This is a genomic window from Rhodoferax sp. TH121 (assembly GCF_002251855.1).
Classification (GTDB): Bacteria; Pseudomonadota; Gammaproteobacteria; order Burkholderiales; family Burkholderiaceae_C; genus Allorhodoferax.
Map to the genome: position 1 here is coordinate 99,297 of NZ_NOXW01000018.1, position 19,733 is coordinate 119,029.

At 62.0% G+C, this 19,733-nt stretch carries 16 protein-coding genes; 10 read left to right on the forward strand and 6 right to left on the reverse strand.

Going from position 1 to position 19,733, the window contains the following annotated elements; all coding sequences use genetic code 11:
• Positions 1 to 340: 340 nt before the first annotated feature.
• From CHU94_RS03660 to CHU94_RS03680, 5 genes are all read left to right on the forward strand, one after another.
• Entirely contained in the window at positions 341 to 1,306 is a 966-nt protein-coding gene (locus CHU94_RS03660) for an ABC transporter substrate-binding protein (RefSeq protein WP_094476878.1), read from the forward strand.
• Between the two features lie 74 nt (positions 1,307 to 1,380).
• The gene (locus CHU94_RS03665; RefSeq protein WP_094476880.1) at positions 1,381 to 2,919 is read left to right on the forward strand and encodes a sugar ABC transporter ATP-binding protein; all 1,539 of its coding nucleotides are present in this window, start codon (positions 1,381 to 1,383) and stop codon (positions 2,917 to 2,919) included.
• The gene (locus CHU94_RS03670) at positions 2,916 to 3,983 is read left to right on the forward strand and encodes an ABC transporter permease (RefSeq protein WP_094476882.1); all 1,068 of its coding nucleotides are present in this window, start codon (positions 2,916 to 2,918) and stop codon (positions 3,981 to 3,983) included. The genes CHU94_RS03665 and CHU94_RS03670 overlap by 4 nt, the downstream gene beginning before the upstream one ends.
• Positions 3,980 to 4,948: a galactofuranose ABC transporter, permease protein YjfF gene (gene yjfF, locus CHU94_RS03675; RefSeq protein WP_094476884.1), complete on the forward strand. Its 969-nt coding sequence runs from the start codon at positions 3,980 to 3,982 to the stop codon at positions 4,946 to 4,948. The genes CHU94_RS03670 and yjfF overlap by 4 nt, the downstream gene beginning before the upstream one ends.
• Before the next feature lie 85 nt (positions 4,949 to 5,033).
• Positions 5,034 to 6,017 (forward strand): aldo/keto reductase, encoded by a 984-nt coding sequence (locus CHU94_RS03680; protein WP_094476886.1) that lies wholly within the window; start codon positions 5,034 to 5,036, stop codon positions 6,015 to 6,017.
• A gap of 61 nt (positions 6,018 to 6,078) precedes the next feature.
• Here the strand turns inward: CHU94_RS03680 and CHU94_RS03685 are convergent, their stop codons facing one another.
• Complete coding sequence (locus CHU94_RS03685) at positions 6,079 to 6,501, reverse strand: universal stress protein (RefSeq protein ID WP_094476888.1); 423 nt, start codon at positions 6,499 to 6,501, stop codon at positions 6,079 to 6,081.
• Positions 6,502 to 6,592: 91 nt separating this feature from the next.
• Between CHU94_RS03685 and CHU94_RS03690 the strand changes: the two genes are divergently transcribed.
• Entirely contained in the window at positions 6,593 to 7,486 is an 894-nt protein-coding gene (locus tag CHU94_RS03690; RefSeq protein ID WP_255033812.1) for a DNA ligase, read from the forward strand.
• A 74-nt stretch (positions 7,487 to 7,560) separates the two neighbouring features.
• On the opposite strand, the gene CHU94_RS03695 is transcribed toward CHU94_RS03690, so the two are convergent.
• Positions 7,561 to 8,367: a metallophosphoesterase gene (locus tag CHU94_RS03695; protein ID WP_094476890.1), complete on the reverse strand. Its 807-nt coding sequence runs from the start codon at positions 8,365 to 8,367 to the stop codon at positions 7,561 to 7,563.
• The gene (locus CHU94_RS03700) at positions 8,364 to 9,326 is read right to left on the reverse strand and encodes a LysR family transcriptional regulator (protein WP_094476892.1); all 963 of its coding nucleotides are present in this window, start codon (positions 9,324 to 9,326) and stop codon (positions 8,364 to 8,366) included. The genes CHU94_RS03695 and CHU94_RS03700 overlap by 4 nt, the downstream gene beginning before the upstream one ends.
• 129 nt (positions 9,327 to 9,455) lie before the next feature.
• On the opposite strand from CHU94_RS03700, the gene CHU94_RS03705 reads away from it, so the two are divergent.
• On the forward strand, positions 9,456 to 9,851 hold the full coding sequence (locus CHU94_RS03705) for a hypothetical protein (RefSeq protein ID WP_141211373.1): 396 nt from the start codon (positions 9,456 to 9,458) through the stop codon (positions 9,849 to 9,851).
• A gap of 94 nt (positions 9,852 to 9,945) precedes the next feature.
• On the opposite strand, the gene CHU94_RS03710 is transcribed toward CHU94_RS03705, so the two are convergent.
• Positions 9,946 to 11,829, reverse strand: coding sequence for a phosphoenolpyruvate carboxykinase (GTP) (locus CHU94_RS03710; protein WP_094476896.1), 1,884 nt, complete (start codon positions 11,827 to 11,829; stop codon positions 9,946 to 9,948).
• 425 nt (positions 11,830 to 12,254) lie between these two features.
• Positions 12,255 to 12,395 carry a hypothetical protein gene (locus CHU94_RS19190; RefSeq protein ID WP_176451915.1) on the reverse strand — a complete coding sequence of 47 codons (141 nt, stop codon included), beginning with the start codon at positions 12,393 to 12,395 and terminating at the stop codon, positions 12,255 to 12,257.
• A 175-nt stretch (positions 12,396 to 12,570) separates the two neighbouring features.
• On the opposite strand from CHU94_RS19190, the gene CHU94_RS03715 reads away from it, so the two are divergent.
• Both CHU94_RS03715 and CHU94_RS03720 read left to right on the forward strand, forming a co-directional pair.
• Entirely contained in the window at positions 12,571 to 14,898 is a 2,328-nt protein-coding gene (locus CHU94_RS03715) for an ATP-binding protein (RefSeq protein ID WP_094476898.1), read from the forward strand.
• Positions 14,899 to 15,093: 195 nt separating this feature from the next.
• Entirely contained in the window at positions 15,094 to 15,387 is a 294-nt protein-coding gene (locus CHU94_RS03720; RefSeq protein WP_094476900.1) for a hypothetical protein, read from the forward strand.
• A gap of 48 nt (positions 15,388 to 15,435) precedes the next feature.
• Here the strand turns inward: CHU94_RS03720 and recQ are convergent, their stop codons facing one another.
• Positions 15,436 to 17,319 (reverse strand): DNA helicase RecQ, encoded by a 1,884-nt coding sequence (gene recQ / locus CHU94_RS03725; protein ID WP_255033817.1) that lies wholly within the window; start codon positions 17,317 to 17,319, stop codon positions 15,436 to 15,438.
• Between the two features lie 139 nt (positions 17,320 to 17,458).
• On the opposite strand from recQ, the gene CHU94_RS03730 reads away from it, so the two are divergent.
• Positions 17,459 to 19,723: an EAL domain-containing protein gene (locus tag CHU94_RS03730; RefSeq protein ID WP_094477083.1), complete on the forward strand. Its 2,265-nt coding sequence runs from the start codon at positions 17,459 to 17,461 to the stop codon at positions 19,721 to 19,723.
• Positions 19,724 to 19,733: the final 10 nt, after the last annotated feature.

Below are 19,733 nucleotides of genomic sequence, written 5' to 3' on the forward strand. Positions count from 1 at the left end.
ACGGGCCCGGCACTACCTTGAGAAATAAAAAGTTCGACCTCTGACTTATTATTTTTGCAATCAGTTATTACGTTGAATTTAGGACTAAATCAAACATAAAGATTAAATAGTCCTTCAAATTCAAGGGCCTAGGGTAAACCTGAATTCAAAGTTCTGTATGTGAGATATGCAAATCTCTATTAGATCTATATCAATTCGCTGCGTACTATTCGCCCACTTCTTGATACCGATTTCAGGGATTTCTGGTGAGGCACAAGAGGCACAGAAGCAGGCCGGACGCGGGTGGCCCTTCTGACATCCCGTGGGCCCGCATCCACTTACAAAACGAGGAGACAGATCAATGAAAAACAACCGCCGTACCCTGCTAGCGACTGCCGCCGCCGCTGGACTGACCCTGGCCCTGCCCGGAGCCGCCTTCGCCCAAAAGAAGATCGTCATGGGCTTCAGCCAGATTGGCGCTGAAAGCGAATGGCGTACTGCCAACTCCAATTCCATGAAGTCGGCCGCTGCGGCCGCCGGCATTGAGTTGAAGTTCTCCGACGCGCAGCAAAAGCAGGAAAACCAGATCAAGGCCTTGCGCTCCTTCATCGCCCAAAAAGTGGACATCATCGCCCTGACCCCCGTGGTGGAGTCTGGCTGGGACACCGTGCTCAAGGAAATCAAGGACGCCAAGATTCCCCTGATCCTGATGGATCGCTCGGTGGACTCCAAGGACACGTCCCTGTACGCCACCCATATTGGCTTTGACTTCGTGAAGCAAGGCGAGATGGCTGGCCAGTGGCTGGTGGAAAAAGCCAAGTCCATGAAGGGCGACATCAATGTGGTCGAACTGCAAGGCACTGTGGGTTCTGCCCCCGCGATCGACCGCAAGAAGGGTTTTGAGACTGCCATCAAGGGCAATGCCAACATCAAGATCATCCGCTCGCAAACCGGCGACTTCACACGTGCCAAGGGCAAGGAAGTCATGGAAGCCTTCCTGAAGGCTGAGGGCAAAAAGATCAATGTGCTCTACGCGCACAACGACGACATGGCCATCGGCGCCATCCAGGCCATCGAGGAGGCCGGTCTCAAGCCCGCCAAGGACATCTTGGTCATCTCCGTGGACGGTGTGAAGGGCGCGTTTGAAGCCATGATCGCCGGCAAGCTCAACGTGAGCGTCGAATGCAGCCCGCTGCTCGGCCCCCTGGTCATGGCGACTGCCAAGGACATCGTGGCTGGCAAGACTGTGGCTCGCCGCATCATCGGCAAAGATGGTGTGTACCCCATGGAAACCGCGGCCAAAGAGTTCCCCAGCCGCCAGTACTGATCGCAACGACATCTCCATTTGGTCACCAGGTCTTGGCCTGCGGCTCACGCTGCAGGCCTTTTTTACACGACACCATGACACACACACCACCAGCGGCGCCAGCTGCTGCGCCCGTGCTGGAACTCTCCGGCGTGGCCAAGCAGTTTGGTCCCGTGCGGGCCCTTTCGGGCGTGAATCTGCGCCTGTTCCCTGGCGAGGTGCACGCCCTCATGGGCCAAAACGGCGCGGGCAAGTCCACCCTTATCAAGGTCCTGACCGGCGTGTACCAAGCCGACCAGGGCGATATGCGCCTGGCGGGCAAGTCCATACGCGCCGCCTCCACCCTGGACGCGCAGCGGCTGGGCATCAGCACCGTTTACCAGGAAGTCAACCTCTGTCCCAACCTGTCGGTCGCGGAGAACATTTTTGCCGGCCGTTATCCACGCAAGGGTGTAGCGGGCCTCTGGGCCATCGATTGGAATCGCATGCACCGGGAAGCCCGTGAGCTGCTGGCGCGCCTGAATCTCGACATCGACGTCACGCAGACGCTATCCAGTTACTCAGTGGCGGTGCAGCAGATGGTGGCCATTGCCCGAGGACTGAGCATCTCGGCCCAAGTCCTCATCCTGGACGAACCAACTTCGAGCCTGGATGATGAAGAGGTTGAGCGCTTGTACGTGGTGCTGCGCCAGCTGCGCGACCAAGGCATGGCGATTCTGTTCGTCACCCACTTTCTGGACCAGGTCTACGCCTTGTGCGACCGTATCACCGTGCTGCGCAATGGTGAGCTGGTGGGCGAATACCCGGCCGCTGAATTGGGCCACAACGCCTTGATTGCTGCGATGGTGGGCCGTGAGTTGGCCGCCGCCCAGGGCGCCAGTCCGGTGGACGAAGCGACTCGCGCTGCTGAGCCTGAATGGATGCAAACCAAGGCGCTGAACCGCCGTGGCCATGTGAAGGCAATGGACCTGGGCATCCGCCGCGGCGAAGTGGTGGGGCTGGGCGGTTTGCTGGGGTCGGGCCGTACCGAATTGGCCCGCCTGCTGTTTGGTCTGGACCGCAGCGATGCGGGCGAAATCCAAGTGGGCGGCAAGGCGGTGCGTATGGACTCGCCGGTCACTGCCATCCAGATGGGGCTGGCGCTGTGCCCTGAGGACCGCAAGGCTGAGGGCATCATTGCCGAACTCTCGGTGCGCGAAAACATTGTGCTGGCCTTGCAAGCCCGCCAAGGCCTGTGGCCCGCCATCGGTCGGCTGCAGCAGACTACGCTGGCAGAAGGCTATGTGAAGGCTTTGGGTATCAAGACCGCCGATGTGGACACGCCCATCGGCCAGCTCTCGGGCGGCAACCAGCAAAAAGCCGTGCTCGCACGCTGGCTGGCCACGCAGCCCAGCCTGTTGATATTGGACGAACCGACCCGCGGCATCGACATTGCCGCCAAGCAGGAAATCATGAACGAGATACTGGCCTTGGCCAAACAGGGGATGGCGGTGCTGTTCATCTCCTCCGAAATGGAAGAAGTGGTGCGCGTCTCCGACCGCATCGTGGTGCTGCGCGACCGGGCCAAGGTGGGCGAGCTGCCCGCCGGCACCGAAGAGCAAGCGGTCTACGCCATGATTGCGGGGCAGGCATGAGCACCGGCACTACACCATCGTTGTGGAAGCGGGTGCAATCGCACCACCTGCTGTGGCCCGTTGTCACGCTGGTCTTGATTCTCACGGTCAACGCCAGCCTGAACCCCGGCTTCTGGATGCTGCAGTGGCGCGACGGCCATCTGTACGGCAGCGTCATCGACATCCTGAACCGTGCAGCCCCGCTGATGCTGGTATCGCTGGGCATGACGCTGGTCATTGCCACGCGCGGCATTGACATCTCGGTCGGTGCCACGGTCGCCATCAGTGCGGCGGTGGCGGCGCTGATGGTGGGCGGCAAGCTGGTTATCACCGACGGTGTGCCCCAGCATGTGAGTCGCTTCCCCATGTCGGTCGCCATCCTTTGTGCGCTGGCTACCGCCTTGGTGTGTGGTTTGTGGAACGGCTTGCTGGTCGCCAAGATCGGCCTGCAGCCCATCATTGCCACGCTCATCCTCATGGTGGCGGGCCGCGGTGTGGCGCAGTTGCTGACCGACGGGCAAATCGTCACGGTCTACTACCCGCCGTATTTCTATATTGGCAGTGGCTACCTCTGGGGTCTGCCGTTTGCGCTGTTCATCGCAGGCTTTGTGTATCTCTTGATGCACCTGGCCGTTACCCGCACCGCACTGGGCCTGTTCATCCAGGCCATCGGCATCAACCCGGCAGCAGCGCGGGTTGCGGGGGTGAAGGAGCGGCTCATCAGCATCTGCGTCTATGCCTTCTGCGGCCTCACCGCAGGCATCGCCGGGCTCATCATCAGCTCCAACGTCAAGAGTGCGGACGGCAACAACGCCGGCAACCTGCTGGAGCTGGACGCCATTCTGGCTGTCACTCTGGGCGGCACCCTGCTCACCGGCGGGCGTTTTAGCCTGGCGGGCAGCATGATTGGTGCCCTCATCATCCAGACGCTCACCTCCACCATTTATTCCATCGGCGTGCCGCCCGAGATCAACCTCGTGGTCAAGGCAGCCGTGGTGTTCGTGGTGATGCTGATGCAGTCGGCGGAGTTCCGCCGCGCGGTGCGCGGCTGGGTCGTGCGTCCTGCTGCAGGGAGCCACGCATGAAGCTCCAGAGCAAATACATTCCCCTGGCGGCCACCATCTCGCTGTTTGCCGCCATGTCGGTATTCGGCGGTGTGTCCTACACCGGCTTCTTCTCGCCCCAGGTGTTTCTCAACCTGCTGATCGACAACGCCTTTCTGGTGATCGTGGCAGTGGGCATGACCTTTGTCATCCTCTCCGGCGGCATTGACCTGTCGGTCGGCTCGGTCGTGGCGCTCAGCACCATCGTGCTGGCCAAGCTGGTGCAGCACTTGCATTGGGACCTGATGGTGGCGATTCCGCTGGTGCTGGCCATGGGTACGCTGTTTGGCGCCTTCATGGGCTGGCTGATCCAGCGCTTCCGGCTGCAGCCTTTCATTGTCACGCTAGCGGGCATGTTCCTGGCGCGCGGTTGCTGTTACCTCATCAGCATCGACTCCATCAGCATCACCGACGAGGCTTACACCGTGTTGGCGCAAACCCGCATCCACCTCTGGCCTGAAGGGCCCATGGTGTCCATTAGCGCCATCCTGGCCTTGGTGGTGCTTGCTGTGGCCGTGTTCATGGCCCATGGCACCGAGTTTGGCCGCACCGTTTACGCGATTGGTGGCTCGGAACACTCGGCCGTGCTCATGGGCCTGCCGGTGGCGCGCACCAACGTCATGGTCTATGCCCTGAGTGGCTTCTGCGCCGCGCTGGGCGGCGTGGTGTTCACCTTCTACATGCTCTCGGGCTATGGCCTGCACGCCGTGGGGCTGGAGCTGGACGCGATTGCGGCGGTGGTGATTGGCGGCACGCTGCTCAGCGGCGGCGTGGGCTATGTGGCGGGCACACTGTTTGGCGTGCTCACGCTGGGCGTCATCCAGACACTCATCATGTTCGACGGGTCTTTAAGCTCCTGGTGGACACGCATCGTGATCGGCGCGTTGCTCTTTGTGTTCTGTGTGTTGCAGCGCGTGTTTGAAGCCGGGCGCAAGCCAGGGGCATAGGTTTTGGGTTCAAATGAAGCGCTAGCCCGCACATGGATTGCGCGAGAAGCTCCTGAAACCATAGCAAACTGAACTGAGGAAATCTATGCAATACCGTCCCCTGGGCCGTACCGGCTGGAACATTTCGACCGTGAGTTTCGGTGCCTGGGCCATCGGTGGCACCTGGGGCGCGGTGGACGACGCCGACTCCATGGCCGCGCTGCACCGGGCGCTGGACCTGGGCGTCAACTTCTTTGACACCGCCGATGTGTATGGCGATGGCCGCAGCGAACGCCTGCTGGCCCGCTTGCGCAAGGAACGCAGCGAACCGTTTTATGTGGCCAGCAAGGCCGGCCGTCGGCTGGATCCGCATGTGGCGAGTGGCTTCACGCGTGCCAACCTCACGGCCTTTGTGGAGCGCAGCCTGCAGAACCTCAACGCCGAGGCCATCGACCTACTGCAGCTGCACTGCCCGCCCACCGAGGTGTTCTACATGCCCGAAGTTTTCGGCATCCTGGACGACCTGGTAAAACAAGGCAAGCTGCGCCATTACGGCGTGAGCGTGGAGAAGGTGGAAGAAGCCCTCAAGGCCATCGAATACCCCGGCGTGCAGAGTGTGCAGATCATCTACAACCTGTTCCGCCAGCGTCCGGCCGAGCTGCTGTTTGAACAGACGCAAAAGCGCGGCGTGGGCATTCTGGCGCGCCTGCCGCTGTCCAGCGGCTTGCTCAGCGGCAAGATGAGCGCGCAAAGCACCTTTGCCGCCGACGACCACCGCGGCTTCAACCGCGAAGGTGCGGCCTTTGACAAGGGCGAGACGTTTTCGGGGTTGGACTTCAACGTGGGTCTGCAGGCGGTAGAAGCCATGCGACCGTTGGTGCCTGCGGGCATGAGCATGGCGCAGATGGCTCTGCGCTGGATCCAGATGCACCCGGCCGTGACCTGCACTATCCCCGGCGGCAAGAACCCGGCGCAGGTGGTCGACAACGTGGCGGCGGCGGACTTGCCGCCCTTGAGCGATGCCACCATGCAGGCACTGGCCGACGTGTACTCCCGCTACGCCAAGCCGCTGGTGCACCAGCGCTGGTAATTTGGCGGCACTGGGCGCAGCGCCTCGAGGCGCGCTGCGCGGGGTTTAGCGCACGGCGGAGTCAGCGGACCAGCAGCGCAGGTACCTTGCAGTTGGCCAACACCTGGGTGGCCACCGAGCCCATTACCAAATTGCCCAAGGCGCCGTGGCCGTGCGAGCCCAGCACCACCAGGTCGAACTTGCCGCTTTCGGCCACTTTGGCAATGCTGGTGCCCGCGGGGCCAACCTTCCACTCGGTCTTGGCATTGATGCCGTGGCGCAGCAGGAACTTGGCCACCGGGCCCAGCACTTTTTCGGCTTCTTCGGATTGGTAGCTCTTGACGACCTCTTTGCCAACGGCGGCTTTGGCGCGTGGTGGCAAATCAGGTTGGGCGGTGAACACGGTGTAGTCGTGGGCGGGCGAGAGCAGGGCTTCGTGGGTACTCAGGTAAGCCAGCATTTTTTTGCTGTACGCGCTGCCGTCAACGGCCAACAGAATCTTCATGGAACTCTCCTCGGTAAAGGGGCCAGTGTAGTGGCGCTATTGCAGAAGTCCGTGCGCCACATCAAACTCCTTGCCTGACAAGGGGAGATGTATGCCACACCACAACACCATGGCGCGCCGCGCCCTTTTGCAAGCCAGCGCGCTGTACTGGATCGGGAGCGGCCTGCCCGCCCGGGCGGCTGACGCCGCTCAAGCGCCTGCCCTGATGCTGGCCCAGGTGCACACCAGCCGCCATCCGCTGGCAGGCCACTGGGTCAGTGAAAAATACGATGGTGTGCGCGGGTATTGGGATGGTCAGCAATTGCGCACGCGCGGTGGCCACACCATTGCGGCCCCGGCCTGGTTCACCGCGGGCTGGCCAACCCAGCCGTTGGATGGCGAGTTGTGGGTGGGGCGCGGGCATTTTGCCCAGGCGGTGGCGACGGTGCGTGACCAGCGCCCGGACCAGGCCGCCTGGCGCGCCGTGCGCTACATGGTGTTCGACCTGCCCGCCCACGGCGGCCGCTTCGATGAGCGGATTCCCGCTTTACAGGCCGTGGTGCAGCAGATCGCCCAGCCCTGGGTGCAGGCGGTGGTGCAGACCCCGGCGACGGACGCTGCGGCCTTGCAAAGCCAGTTGGCGCTCACCGTGCGTGCGGGTGGCGAGGGCCTGATGCTGCACCAGGGCAGCGCCCGCTACACTGCCCAGCGCACCGAGGCGCTGCGCAAACTCAAGCCCCACGCTGACGCTGACGGGCGCGTAATCGCCCAAGTGCCGGGGCAGGGCAAACTTGCCGGGCGCATGGGAGCCTTGTGGTTGGAGCGGCCTGCGCTGGATGGCCAACCCGCACAACGTTTCAAGCTGGGCACGGGCTTTAGTGATGCCGAGCGCACCGCGCCACCGCCGGTGGGCAGCTGGGTGACGTACCGCTACCGCGGGTTCACGGACAAGGGCGTGCCGCGGTTTGCCAGCTTTCTACGTGTAGCGCCCGGGCCGGGCTTTTGAGTCAAAGGCACAGGCCTTGAAGCACCGTTCAATTGCTATTAAATATGTAGCTGTTTGCGCAATATTCACAAGGACTAGGGGCTGATTTCAATCAAAAATTCCGCCCGGTAGCCCAGTTGCTCATTCTTGCGCGCATAGCCCAGCGGGTTGGCCACCACGCGGCACGTACCCACACGGTAGTCGCTGGGCGCATGCAAGTGGCCATGCAGCCAGAGCTGCGCGTAGGGTAGCAGTTCGTCCAGCGCGTTGCAAAAGCCGGCCGTGCCCGGCACCAGGCCGTAGCGCGGATCGGCGCTGTGCAAGCTGGGTGCAAAGTGGGTGATGACCACGGTGGGCCCGTCAAACGGCGTGGTGAGCGCCGCACGCAGCCAGGTCTGGCATTCCAGGGCCTGGGCGCGCAGGCCCTCGGCCAGCCAGGGCTCGCCGTGGCGTGTGCTCAGGGTCTTCTTCAGGTAGTAGTTGGCGGCGCGGTAAGCTTTTTCGCGTGCCTTGAGGCGCTGGGCCTCGGGCGCGTGCATGGCCAGCGCGTCAAAGTCGGTCCACAGCGTGGTGCCCAGCAGGCGTACGCCGTGCATCACCAGCGTTTCGCGCTCTAGCCAGACAATGCCCAGCCGTTCGCAGGTGGCGCGCAGGCGGGCGTGGGCTTCGTCAAAGTCAAAGCTGTCGTACTCGTGGTTGCCGGGCACAAACACCACGGGCGTGGGCCAACCGTGTAGCGGTGAAAAGCGGCCCAGGCCAAAGTCCTCGTCCGTGAGTTGCGAGCCGGTCTGGTACGAGCCCACATCGCCCGCCAGCACCAACAGGTCTGCGCCTGGCAGGGGCTGGGCCTGCCAATGCGGATTGCCCTCCAGGTGCAGGTCGGACAGCAGCTGGATCTTCATGCGGAGAACAGGCGGTCGCCCAGCAGGGCAATCTGCTGGCGCAGCCAGGCATGGGGTGCCGCTGCGTCCAGCCGCTGGTGCCACAGTGCATCTACTTGGATAGGGGGCACCTTGAAGGGCAGCTCGCGGATCACCAGTTGGTCGGCATAGCCGGTCACGTTGACAAAGTGGCGCGGCAGCACGGTCAGCAGGTCGGAGTGCACCACCACGCGCCCGGCGGTGAAGAACTGGTTCACGGTCAGCACCACGCGGCGCGTGCGTTTCAGGCTCACCAGCGATTCGTCAATAAAACCAAAGGCCCGGCCCGAGAAGCTCACCAGCATGTGGCTGGCCTCGCAAAACCGGTCCAGCGTGAACGTTCCCTGCGTCATGGGGTGGTACTTGCGCATCACGCACACATAGTCGCCCACAAACAGGCGGTGGTGGTGGAAAGACTCTGCCGCGCCGGCCTGGGCGCGCGCGGTCAGGTCGGTCAACACGGCGGGAAAGTGGCCAATGGCCAGGTCGGCCGCCCCTTCGTCCAGCACACGGCGCGGGTCGCGGGTGGTCAGTGGAACGACGCGCAGCGATACGCCAGGCGCCTCGCGTGCCAGCACCTCCACCAGTGGTGGCATCAGCTCGGCGGCGGTGGCGTCGGCCATGGTCAGCACAAAGGTGGTGTTGGCGGAGCCGGGGTCAAACACGCTGGGGGCGAGCGAAGTCTGCAGCTTCTGCAGAGTTTCGCGCACGGCCGGCCAAAGCTCCTGTCCGCGTGGTGTGGGCTCCAGGCTGCGGCCCTTGCGCACCAGCAGCTCGTCGCCCAGGGCGTCGCGCAGGCGGCGCAGGGCGTTACTCACGGCAGGCTGCGTCAGTGCCAATTGCTCGGCCGCCTTGGTCAGGCTGCGCTCGGCCATCACGGTGTCAAAGACCTTGAGCAGGTTCAGGTCAAAGGTGCGCAGATTGAGCGGGGAGGTGGCCATGGCCAATCATAACTTTGGTGAATACCAAACATCACTAAGCAAAAGTTGAGTCGCATGAGGGAAAACCCTATGATTCACACAATTCAAAGATTTCATCCAGTGAGTTTCAACCTTTTCAAGGAGTTGACCATGACACAAGTACTCTCTTACGCTTACCTCGACGCCGCACCTGCCGTACAAACCGGTACTCCCAAAGCCGAGGGCTCTCGCACCCTGGCCGGCATGTTGTTGGCTGCCGTGCTGGCCGCTCTGCTGGTGGTGGCAGACCAAGTGATCGACACTTGGGTGGATGGCCACTTGCTGGTGGGCTGGGTGGCTTTGTGGACCGTGGCCTTCGCAGCTCTGGCTCTGTTGGCACCTCCCCTGCGCAAGATGTCGGCAGCCGCCTCTGCGGTGATCATGGGCTGGGTCCGTGCTTCCCAAGAGCGCCGCATGGAAGAAAAAATGTGGGAATACGCCCACCGCGACCCCCGCATCATGGCCGAACTACAACACGCTGTCATGCGCAGCCGCAACGAAGCCTAAGCGTCTCTCCCCCCAACGAAAAAGCCACCGGTTCGGTGGCTTTTTACATTGACGGGCCAGGTCGGGGTGGCTGGGCCTTCTTTTGTTGTGCCCTTCAGGCAGCCAAGCGCTGCGCCAGCTGGGATTTGGTCTCTTCGAGTTCCTTCGGCAAGTGGTAGGCGAGCTGGGTGAATAGCTCGGTGTGCAGGGCAATCTCGGCCTTCCAGTCGTCCTTGTTCAGGCTGGTCACCGAGTCGAATTGGGCTTGGCTGAAATCCAGGCCAGTCCAGTTGATTTCACTGTACTGGGGTGCAACACCAAAGCCGGTTTCCACGCCAGTGGCTTGGCCTTCCAGGCGGTCAATCATCCACTTCAGCACGCGCATGTTTTCGCCGTAGCCGGGCCAGACGAACTTGCCGTCGTCGCCCTTGCGGAACCAGTTGGTGGTGAAAATCTTGGGTTGTTTGGCGCCCGACTTGGCCAACTTGTCGCCCATGTTGAGCCAGTGCTGGAAGTAGTCGCTCATGTTGTAGCCCATGAACGGCAACATGGCGAAAGGGTCGCGGCGCACCACGCCTTGTTGGCCGACGGCCGCGGCCGTGGTCTCGGAGCCCATGGTGGCAGCCATGTACACACCTTCGGTCCAGTTGCGGGCCTCGGTAACCAGGGGCACGGTGGTCGAGCGGCGGCCACCGAAAATGAAGGCATCAATCGCCACGCCATTGGCGTCGTCCCATTGGCTGTCCAGCGCAGGGTTGTTGCCGGCGGCCACGGTAAAGCGTGCGTTGGGATGTGCGGCTTTTGCGCCAGTTTCCTTGGCGATTGCGGGCGTCCAGTCCTTGCCTTGCCAATCAATTAGGTGATCTGGCATGCCGCCGGTGTCTTTTTCCATGCCTTCCCACCACACGTCACCGTCATCGGTCAGGGCGACATTCGTGAAGATCACGTTCTTGTCTAAGCTGGCCATGCAGTTGGGGTTCGTGTGGAAGTTGGTACCCGGCGCCACGCCGAAGTACCCGGCTTCGGGATTGATCGCGTAGAGCTTGCCGTCGGCACCGGGTTTGATCCAGGCAATGTCATCACCGATCGTGGTGACCTTCCAGCCTTCAAAGCCGGTGGGTGGCACCAACATGGAGAAGTTAGTTTTGCCGCAGGCGCTGGGGAAGGCGGCTGCCACATGGTATTTCTTGCCTGCGGGATTGGTCACACCCAGGATCAGCATGTGCTCGGCCAGCCAACCTTGGTCACGGCCCATATTGGACGCAATGCGCAGCGCAAAGCACTTCTTGCCCAACAATGCGTTGCCGCCGTAGCCGGAACCGTAGGACCAGATTTCACGGGTTTCGGGGTAGTGAACGATGTATTTGGTCTTGTTGCAAGGCCACTTCACATCGGCCTGACCTTCGGCCAAGGGGGCGCCGACGGTGTGCACACAGGGCACAAAGGGACCGTCCACGCCGATGACGTCGAACACGGCTTTGCCCATGCGCGTCATGATGCGCTGGTTGACTGCCACATAAGCGCTGTCGGACAGCTCGATGCCAATGTGGGCGATGTGGGAGCCCAGGGGCCCCATGGAGAAAGGCACCACATACATGGTGCGGCCGGCCATGCAGCCATCGAACAGCGCTTTATCTCCGTCCTTGCCGGTTTGCAGCAGGGTACGCATTTCCGCCGGGGCCATCCAATTGTTGGTGGGGCCGGCGTTTTCTTTTTTCTCGGAGCAGATATAGGTGCGGTCTTCCACGCGGGCTACGTCGCTGGGATCGGAGCAGGCCAAGAAGCTGTTGGGGCGTTTGGCGGGGTTGAGCTTTTTGAAGGTGCCAGCGTCGACCAATTGCTGGCACAGGCGCTGGTATTCCTCGTCGGAGCCATCACACCAATAGACATTTTTGGGTTTGCACAGCGCCACCATATCGGCGACCCAGGCAATCAGCCTTGCGTTTTTGACGTAACTGGGGGTGTTGAGGGTGAGGCCCTGCATCACGGGTGCGTTCATGGAAAAGCTCCTAAGTTTGAAATCGTCTTTTCAAAATCGGGAGAGGCGCGGGCCCGGTTGCCAACAACTTTGAGAAGACGGCTTGGGCAGGGGAGGCCCGCAAACCAAGCGCTTCTCGTGAATTCTAAGAACTGGTACCGAAGTTACGGCGTGATTACATCGAAAAATTATGCATAAAAAACATTACAAAATGCCATCTACGTGCTGACTTTTCGTGATGCGGTTGAGTATGGTCGCGAGGAATGTTGCGCAAGTACCAAGACGCGCAGGCGGTGCGACACAAAGCGGGGAAGGTCGGGAAAGAGGGGAGATAGGCGCTACTTAGCGCAGTGAGATCCAAAGGCGGGGCAGCGAACGTGCCCGACAACCTGTTTTTGACCCGCGCAGGTAGAGCCGGCTAGGGCGTCGCGCGGGTCGGATTGTGTTTAGGCCATGGACACGGCAATGAATGCCAGCAGGAACATCAACACGCCACCCACGATGGGCAACACGATGGGCATCAAGGGCACCACTGCATCCACGGGGTCGGTGGCTTGGTTGTCGGAGTGGTTGTCAGGTGCGGACATGGTAGATCCTTGGGTTCTTCGATTGGAAAACGGGAATTTTACCCACACCCATCCGGTTTCGAAGTCTGCGGGTAAGACTTGGGCCTGCTTTATGGAAATCTGGACGCGTGACTTCCATCTTGGCCCGGACTGCGCTATCGTCATTTCAGCACCTCACTGTGCTGGAGGCGTTTGAATGGTCAAGCGTACGTTGTTCCACGCCTTGGGTGGACACCTCATTCCCTCACCGGGCCTGCAAGAGGCGCCGGTGCTGGACCTGATGTGCTCCCACTTTGTGCTCACCTTGGCGGCACGCCAGGGGGCCAATTTCAATGTGCGTCGCGATTTCAATGGAGTCGTCGGCTTGGCCGGGCGGCATCTGGTCTGGCCTGTGTCGGTGCTGGGCCGCTTGCGTGAGTTTCTGGCCCGGCGCTGCCAGGGTAACGAGCTCTGGCGCGGCCACGAGGCGCTCGAGGCATCGGAGTTTTTGGCGCGATATGGCCAATGGTGTGGCCCCTACGACGAGGCGACCCTGTTCTTTTTTCTGGACGAATACGCCAAGGATCAGCCCAAAGACCTGATTTCGGTGCTTTCGGTCACCGGGGAGTGGCTGCGCCATGCGCTCAAAAAGCAATCCACTCTGGTGGAGAAAAACATCGATGCGCTGGCCAGGCTCTTGCAGCTCAACAAGGCGGAGCGCGCGCTCCTGCTCTACGGCACGCTAGCCCGCTACCAGCGCGACATGCGCAGTATTTTGGTGGAGTTCAAGGTCAACAATGCGCCCGAGGCCTATGCCGCAATTGCCGAAGTGGCGGGGGTCAGCGCACAGGAGCTGCGAGAGGCATTGCGCGCCGGCTCGCGCCTGGAGCGTATCGGGCTGGTGGAAAACCTGATCTCCGAGCACAACATCACCGACCTGGCTGACCTCATGAAGGTGAGCGAAAAGCTGCCGCCCGTGCTGATGCGCCAGTACCGTGATCAGGCCGAATTGATGGCTGTGTTCACCCGTTTGGCTACCAAAAGTCAGCTGGGTATGCAGGATTTCAGCTTTGTGGCCGAAGACGCCGCGGTGCTCTGCAGCCTGCTGGCCCATGCAGTGGCGCGCAAAGAAGTCGGTATCAACGTCCTGTTGTATGGCCCCCCCGGGACTGGCAAGACCGAGCTTGCCAAAGTGGTGGCCCAACACGCGGGCTTGGAGCTGTTTGAAGTCGAGTATGCCGACCGGGACGGCAATTCACTCAGTGGGCGGGACCGCTACCGTTCCTTGCAGATCGCCCAGGTGTTCCTGAAAGGCAGTGCACAGGCGGCACTGTTGTTTGACGAGGTGGAGGACGTGTTCCCCCCCCTCTCCAGCGAAGCTGCGCACCTGATTGCGCGGGCTGACGCATCGGCTGCCCCGGCCAGTGGCAGCGTGAGTGGCAAGGCGTGGGTGAACCAGGTGTTGGAGTCCAACGCCGTGCCCACGCTGTGGGTGACCAACCGCATAGAGCAGATTGACCCGGCCTTTCGCCGCAGGTTTGCCTACCACTTGGAACTGAAATCTCCGCCCCCCGGGGCCCGTGAAGCACTGGTGCGCAAAACCCTGGCCGATGTCCCGGTGTCTGAGGGCTTTGTTGCTCGCCTGAGTAGCCGCAAAGCTCTGACACCCGCGCAAATTCGCACGGCCGCCCGCTTTGCAACGCTGGCCCGCAACCCCGCCGACACGGAAATGGCGGGGCCGGCTCTGGAGGCCCTGATTGAGCGCCAGCTCAAAAACGCCGACTTGGCGTTGGGTACTGTGGCCCCAGCAAGAACCACTTCCACCGCGTTAAGTGCCTACCGCTTGGACTTGCTGAACTTGCAAAGCCGTTACGACATTGAGCGCGTGGTGCAGGCCCTGAAAACCCGTGGCCACGGGACACTGTGTTTCTACGGTCCGCCTGGCAGCGGCAAGACAGCGCTGGCAGAGCATATGGCGCAAGCCTTGGGGCGGCCTTTGCTGGTACGCCAAGCCAGCGATTTGCTGAGCAAATACATCGGGGAGACCGAGCAGTCCATGGCTGCCATGTTCCGCGAAGCGGAATCCGAGGGCGCGGTGCTGCTGCTGGACGAAGCCGACAGCTTCTTGCAGGACCGTCGGGGCGCCCAGCGCAACTACGAAGTCACCGAGGTGAATGAAATGCTGCAGGGCATGGAGCGCTACCGCGGAGTTTTCATGTGTACCACCAACTTGATGGGCCGGCTGGATCCAGCCGCTTTGCGCCGCTTTACCTTCAAGATTGAGTTTTTACCCCTGAGCCATGCCCAGCGGGAGTTGGTGTTCCTGGCCGAAGCCTGTGCAGGACAAGCGGTGTTGCCCGCAGCCCTGGCCGGCCGCTTGGCAGCGTTGGACCAGCTGTGTTTGGGTGACGTGGCCGCGGTACGGCGCCAGGCCGACATTTTGGGCGTGGCCTTGGGGCCAGAGGAGTTTCTGGAGCAGTTGGAGGCCGAACATCGGCTCAAACCCGAGGTGCGTGAACGCCGATCCATGGGGTTTGTGCACTGAGGCGGGCGTTTCTGCGACCAGATTGCCCATTCCGGGGATGCACCGTTCTGGTAACCCATTTGTAATTATTTGAATCGGCTGTCAACCGATCCCCTCCTTGGTGCGTGAAAGGCTCATGCGGACGCCAAACCGCAGCCCGCGTTGGACTCACTGGGGCTGCATCGGTGTCTATTTCTTTCCCTTTGCGTCGCAACTATGCACCGAGACACGATCCAAGTGCCTGAAAAAGGCACCTACAAGTGGCAGCTGTTTGATTACTGGTCTGGCGAATTCCGCCAAACCCATGCGGACCATTCGGCCTACATCGCTCTGAATTTTGCCGGCGCTTTGGAAGCCTGCCGTGCCAAATTCCAGGCATTGGTGCAGCACCACCGGGCCAAAGCGGCCGACGCAAGCTGCTCGGCCCGCCACTTGCGCGCCATCCAGCGCCTGCAAAACACCATGTCCGGGGCTGCCATGGCCTACGAGAGCGGTTTCCACCGCCACTGAGCCGCCGGTTTCTCCCCCCGGGGCGGTTTGCCCGGGCCGCATCAGGCCTTACTCCAGCGCCACCACCCGCAGAACATCACTGGCATAGGCTTCCAGCTTTTTGGCGCCAATGCCGCTGATGCCCTGCAGGTCGTCCAGGCTCTGGGGTGCCCGCTGGGCAATAGCGGCCAGTGTGGCGTCGTGAAAGATCACATACGCTGGCAGGTTGTGCTCCTTGGCGACCTCGGCACGCCAAGCCTTCAGGGCCGAGTAGCGCAGCAGCCCCTCGCTGTCCAGGTTGATCGGGGCCTTGACCACCGCCCCCAGGCGTGGGTTGCGCCGGCTCTTGCGGTCGGCCGGGGTCGACACCGATTCCCGCAACAGTACCGGCACCTCGCCTTTCAGCACCCCGCGTGACTCGGCCGTGAGCTGAAGCGTGTTGAACTCGCCGCCCTGCACCGCCACAGCGCCCATGGCAATCAATTGGCGCAGCACACCACGCAACTGCAGTTCCGAGAAATCGGAGCCCAGGCCGAACGTGCTCAAGCTGGCATGGTTGTACTGGGACACCTTCTCCGTGGTCTTGCCGCGCACAATGTCCATTAGATGGCCGGCACCAAAGCTCATGCCGCTCATCTGCTGGATCCGGTAGATCGTGGACAGCAACTTGCGGGCGGCGTCCGTGCCGTCCCACACCGCAGGCGGGTTCAGGCAGTTGTCGCAGTTGCCGCAGGGTTCGCTCTTCTCACCAAAGTAGCCCAGCAGCCGGACCCGGCGGCAGTCGGTTGCCTCGGCCAAGCCTAACAAGGCGTCGAGCTTGCCACGCATCACCTGTTTGAATTCTTCGCTGGCCGGGCTCTCATCAATCATGCGGCGCTGGTTCACCACGTCCTGCAGGCCGTAGGCCATCCAGGCGTCGGCGGCCAGGCCATCGCGTCCGGCGCGCCCTGTCTCTTGGTAATAGCCTTCGATGTTCTTGGGCATGTCGCGGTGGGCGACAAAGCGCACGTCGGGCTTGTCGATGCCCATGCCAAAGGCGATGGTGGCCACCATGACGATGCCTTCTTCGCGCAGAAAGCGGTCTTGGTGGGTCTGGCGCACTTTGGCATCCAGCCCGGCGTGGTAGGGCAGGGCCTTGATGCCGGCGTCCACCAGCGTCTGGGCCATGTCTTCGACTTTCTTGCGGCTTTGGCAGTAGACGATGCCGGCGTCGCCTTCATGTTCGCGTTCGATGAAGCGCAGCAGTTGGGTGGTGGAATCCTTCTTTTCGACGATGGTGTAGCGGATGTTGGGTCGGTCAAAGCTGCTGACAAAGGCGCGTGCGTCCTCCAGCTGCAGCCGTTCCAGGATGTCGGCGCGCGTCAGGTCGTCGGCGGTGGCGGTGAGGGCAATGCGCGGAATGCCCGGGTAACGCTCGTGCAGCACCGTCAAATTGCGGTAGTCGGGCCGGAAGTCATGGCCCCACTGACTCACGCAATGGGCTTCGTCAATGGCAAACAGGCTGAGCTTGCCACGTTCGAACAGTGAATCCAGCAGCGCCAGAAAGCGCGCGTTGTTGACCCGTTCGGGTGCGGCGTAGAGCAGCGTGATTTCTCCGCGCAGCAGTTGCTGCTCGATCTGGTAGGCCTCGTCGCCGCTGAGCGTGGAATTGAGGAAGGCGGCGCTCACACCGGCCTCGTGCAGCGCACCCACCTGGTCATGCATCAGCGCGATGAGCGGAGAAATGACCAGCGTGGCACCCTGGCCTGCCTGTTGGCGCACGATGGCCGGTACCTGGTAACACAGACTTTTACCGCCGCCAGTGGGCATCAGCACCAGCGCGTCTCCTCCATCGGCCACATGCTGCACGATGGCCTCTTGCGGGCCACGGAATGCGTCGTAGCCGAAGACGGTACGCAAAATGCGGTTGCACGCATCCAGGCTAGCGCAAGGAGGGGGAGAATTTGCTATCAAAACAGGAGCTAGTCGCGCAGTATCTATGAGGTCTGGAGGCCTAAAACTTCCAAAGTGTGAGTTTGTGGGCACTGCCGCAGTTTTTCGCGGTCCGGACGGCTATTGTCGGGCATGGCCATGGCTACACTCAGCGTCCATGATGGACTCCCAGAGCGCGCTGGATGCGCAACACCCCACCAAAGCACTGCTGCAGCTGTGCAAACGTCTGGAGCGCGCGCGTACCTTGCCCGATATTCTGGGTGCGGTGGCGCCTGTGGTGGAGGGGGTGCTCGGATATGCCCACACTTGGTTGGCCTTGGTCGGAGACCGGCCCGGTTTTGTGTCTGTGATCAGCCAACTCACGTCGGATCCCCGCTACCTCGATCGGCACCAGATTGCCCAGACCATGGACATCCCGATTGCCGGGGACCGCATGCTGGAAGAAATTCTGGCAGCCGACCACGTGGTGGTGGTGAACGATGCCCGCACCGACCCGCGCACCAACAAGGCCGTGGTGGCGCAACTGGACAACCGCACCATCGTGAATGTGCCCCTGTGGCTGGCCGGTGAGCGGCTCGGGGTTGTGGGCATGGGCACCTTTGGCGATACAGAGGGCGTGCGCCCGCCGCAGGACTGGCAGCTGGACTTTATGCAGGCATTGGCGGGACACGTGGCCGTGGCGCTGGACCGGGTGCGCTTTCTGGAGCGCCAGAAACGTGCCGAAGATGCTCTGTACCAAGAGAAAGAGCGTTTGCAGGTCACCCTGCACGCGATCAGTGACGCCGTCATCACCACCAATGCCCAGGGGCAGCTGCTCTACATCAACCCGGTGGCGGAGGCCCTGACCGGGGTCTCGCTGGTGGCCACCGTCGGTCAGCCCTACCAGCTGGTGTTTCCCCTGGATGGCACCGAGGTGGCGCCCGGTCTGGATGTGGTGGCCAGCGCCATGGCAGCGGGACAGACCCAGCGTTACCCGCAGCTGGACCTGGTCTTTGCGCGGGGCCGTGTACTGGTGGAGGCGGCGGTGTCCCCCATCCGCGATGCAGACGGGGTGGTGCAGGGGGCCGTGCTGGTGTTTCGCGATGTGACCGAGCAGCGCCGCCTGAGCCGGGAAATCGCGTTTCAGGCCACGCACGACGAGTTGACCGGACTGGGCAACCGCCGTGCTTTTGAGGCCACGCTGACCCAGTGTTTTGTACGTACCCGCGAGCAGGCAGAGACCCATGTGCTGTGTTATCTGGACTTGGACGAGTTCAAGGTGGTGAACGACACCTGCGGCCACAGTGCGGGTGACGCGCTGCTGTGTCAGGTGGCCCAGCTGTTTTTGGAGGTGCTGGGCCCGCAAGACCACTTGTGCCGCCTGGGTGGCGACGAGTTTGGCATGGTGCTCACCGCGCACAGCCTGCCGCAGGCCATGCGCGTGGCGGAGCAGCTGCAGCAGGCGCTGGCGGCCTACCGTTTTGTCTGGCATGACCAAAGTTTTGGTGTGGGGGTGAGCATTGGCATGGTGCAGCTCGATGCCCGCAGTGAAAGTGTGGGCGCGCTGCTGCAGGCGGCTGACAGCGCGTGTTATGTCGCCAAGGACGCCGGTCGCGGCCGCATCCACGTGTATGCCACCGATGACCCGGCACTGGCCCGGCGCTATGGTGTGATGGAGTGGGTCAGCCGCATTGAAAACGCATTGCGCAATGACCGTTTTGTGCTCTATGCCCAGCCCATTGTGCCCATTGGGGAGGGGGCCGTGCGCGGCTTGCACTGCGAGTTTTTGCTGCGCATGCATGATGAACATGGTGGGCTGGTGTTGCCGGGTGAATTCATGCCCGCGGTGGAGCGTTACCACCTGGCCGCACGGGTGGACCGCTGGGTGGTACGCCAGGCGCTGGCGTGGATGGTGCAGCACCAGGACCAGATCGAGCAGTGTTCCATCAACCTATCGGGCCAGTCGCTGGGCGACACCCAGTTCATGGCCTTTGTGCTGGAGGCGCTGGCCACCACCCCCATGCCGTGTCACAAGCTGTGCTTCGAGATCACCGAAACCGCCGCGATTGGCAACCTGCACGCCGCCCAGGACTTTATCGACACACTGCGCCAACTGGGCTGCAAGCTCTCGCTGGATGACTTTGGCAGCGGCTTGTCGTCCTTTGCCTACTTGCGCAACCTGCCGGTGGATGTGCTCAAGATCGACGGCCAGTTTGTGCGTGACATCGCCACCGATGCGGTCAGCCTGGCCATGGTCAAGTCCATCCACGAGATTGGCTGCCTCATGGGTAAGCAGACCGTGGCTGAGTTTGTCGAGAACCCGGCCATCCTCGATGTGTTGCGCGGATTTGGCGTGCATTACGCACAAGGCTATGCGGTGGGTTTCCCCGTGCCGCTGGACCAGGTCCTGCTTTCTCTGGCTCCCGGCACGCCGGGCACTTTGTGAACTAAAATCG

Excerpts from the sequence above, each read along its gene's own strand:
- CHU94_RS03705 (WP_141211373.1), top strand. The coding sequence starts at position 9,456 with ATGACACAAGTACTCTCTTACGCTTACCTCGACGCCGCACCTGCCGTA.
- CHU94_RS03690 (WP_255033812.1), top strand. The coding sequence starts at position 6,593 with ATGCCACACCACAACACCATGGCGCGCCGCGCCCTTTTGCAAGCCAGC.
- CHU94_RS03695 (WP_094476890.1), bottom strand. The coding sequence starts at position 8,367 with ATGAAGATCCAGCTGCTGTCCGACCTGCACCTGGAGGGCAATCCGCAT.
- CHU94_RS03665 (WP_094476880.1), top strand. The coding sequence starts at position 1,381 with ATGACACACACACCACCAGCGGCGCCAGCTGCTGCGCCCGTGCTGGAA.
- CHU94_RS03680 (WP_094476886.1), top strand. The coding sequence starts at position 5,034 with ATGCAATACCGTCCCCTGGGCCGTACCGGCTGGAACATTTCGACCGTG.
- CHU94_RS19190 (WP_176451915.1), bottom strand. The coding sequence starts at position 12,395 with ATGTCCGCACCTGACAACCACTCCGACAACCAAGCCACCGACCCCGTG.
- CHU94_RS03685 (WP_094476888.1), bottom strand. The coding sequence starts at position 6,501 with ATGAAGATTCTGTTGGCCGTTGACGGCAGCGCGTACAGCAAAAAAATG.
- CHU94_RS03660 (WP_094476878.1), top strand. The coding sequence starts at position 341 with ATGAAAAACAACCGCCGTACCCTGCTAGCGACTGCCGCCGCCGCTGGA.
- yjfF (WP_094476884.1), top strand. The coding sequence starts at position 3,980 with ATGAAGCTCCAGAGCAAATACATTCCCCTGGCGGCCACCATCTCGCTG.
- CHU94_RS03700 (WP_094476892.1), bottom strand. The coding sequence starts at position 9,326 with ATGGCCACCTCCCCGCTCAATCTGCGCACCTTTGACCTGAACCTGCTC.
- CHU94_RS03715 (WP_094476898.1), top strand. The coding sequence starts at position 12,571 with ATGGTCAAGCGTACGTTGTTCCACGCCTTGGGTGGACACCTCATTCCC.
- CHU94_RS03720 (WP_094476900.1), top strand. The coding sequence starts at position 15,094 with ATGCACCGAGACACGATCCAAGTGCCTGAAAAAGGCACCTACAAGTGG.
- CHU94_RS03710 (WP_094476896.1), bottom strand. The coding sequence starts at position 11,829 with ATGAACGCACCCGTGATGCAGGGCCTCACCCTCAACACCCCCAGTTAC.
- CHU94_RS03670 (WP_094476882.1), top strand. The coding sequence starts at position 2,916 with ATGAGCACCGGCACTACACCATCGTTGTGGAAGCGGGTGCAATCGCAC.
- CHU94_RS03730 (WP_094477083.1), top strand. The coding sequence starts at position 17,459 with ATGGACTCCCAGAGCGCGCTGGATGCGCAACACCCCACCAAAGCACTG.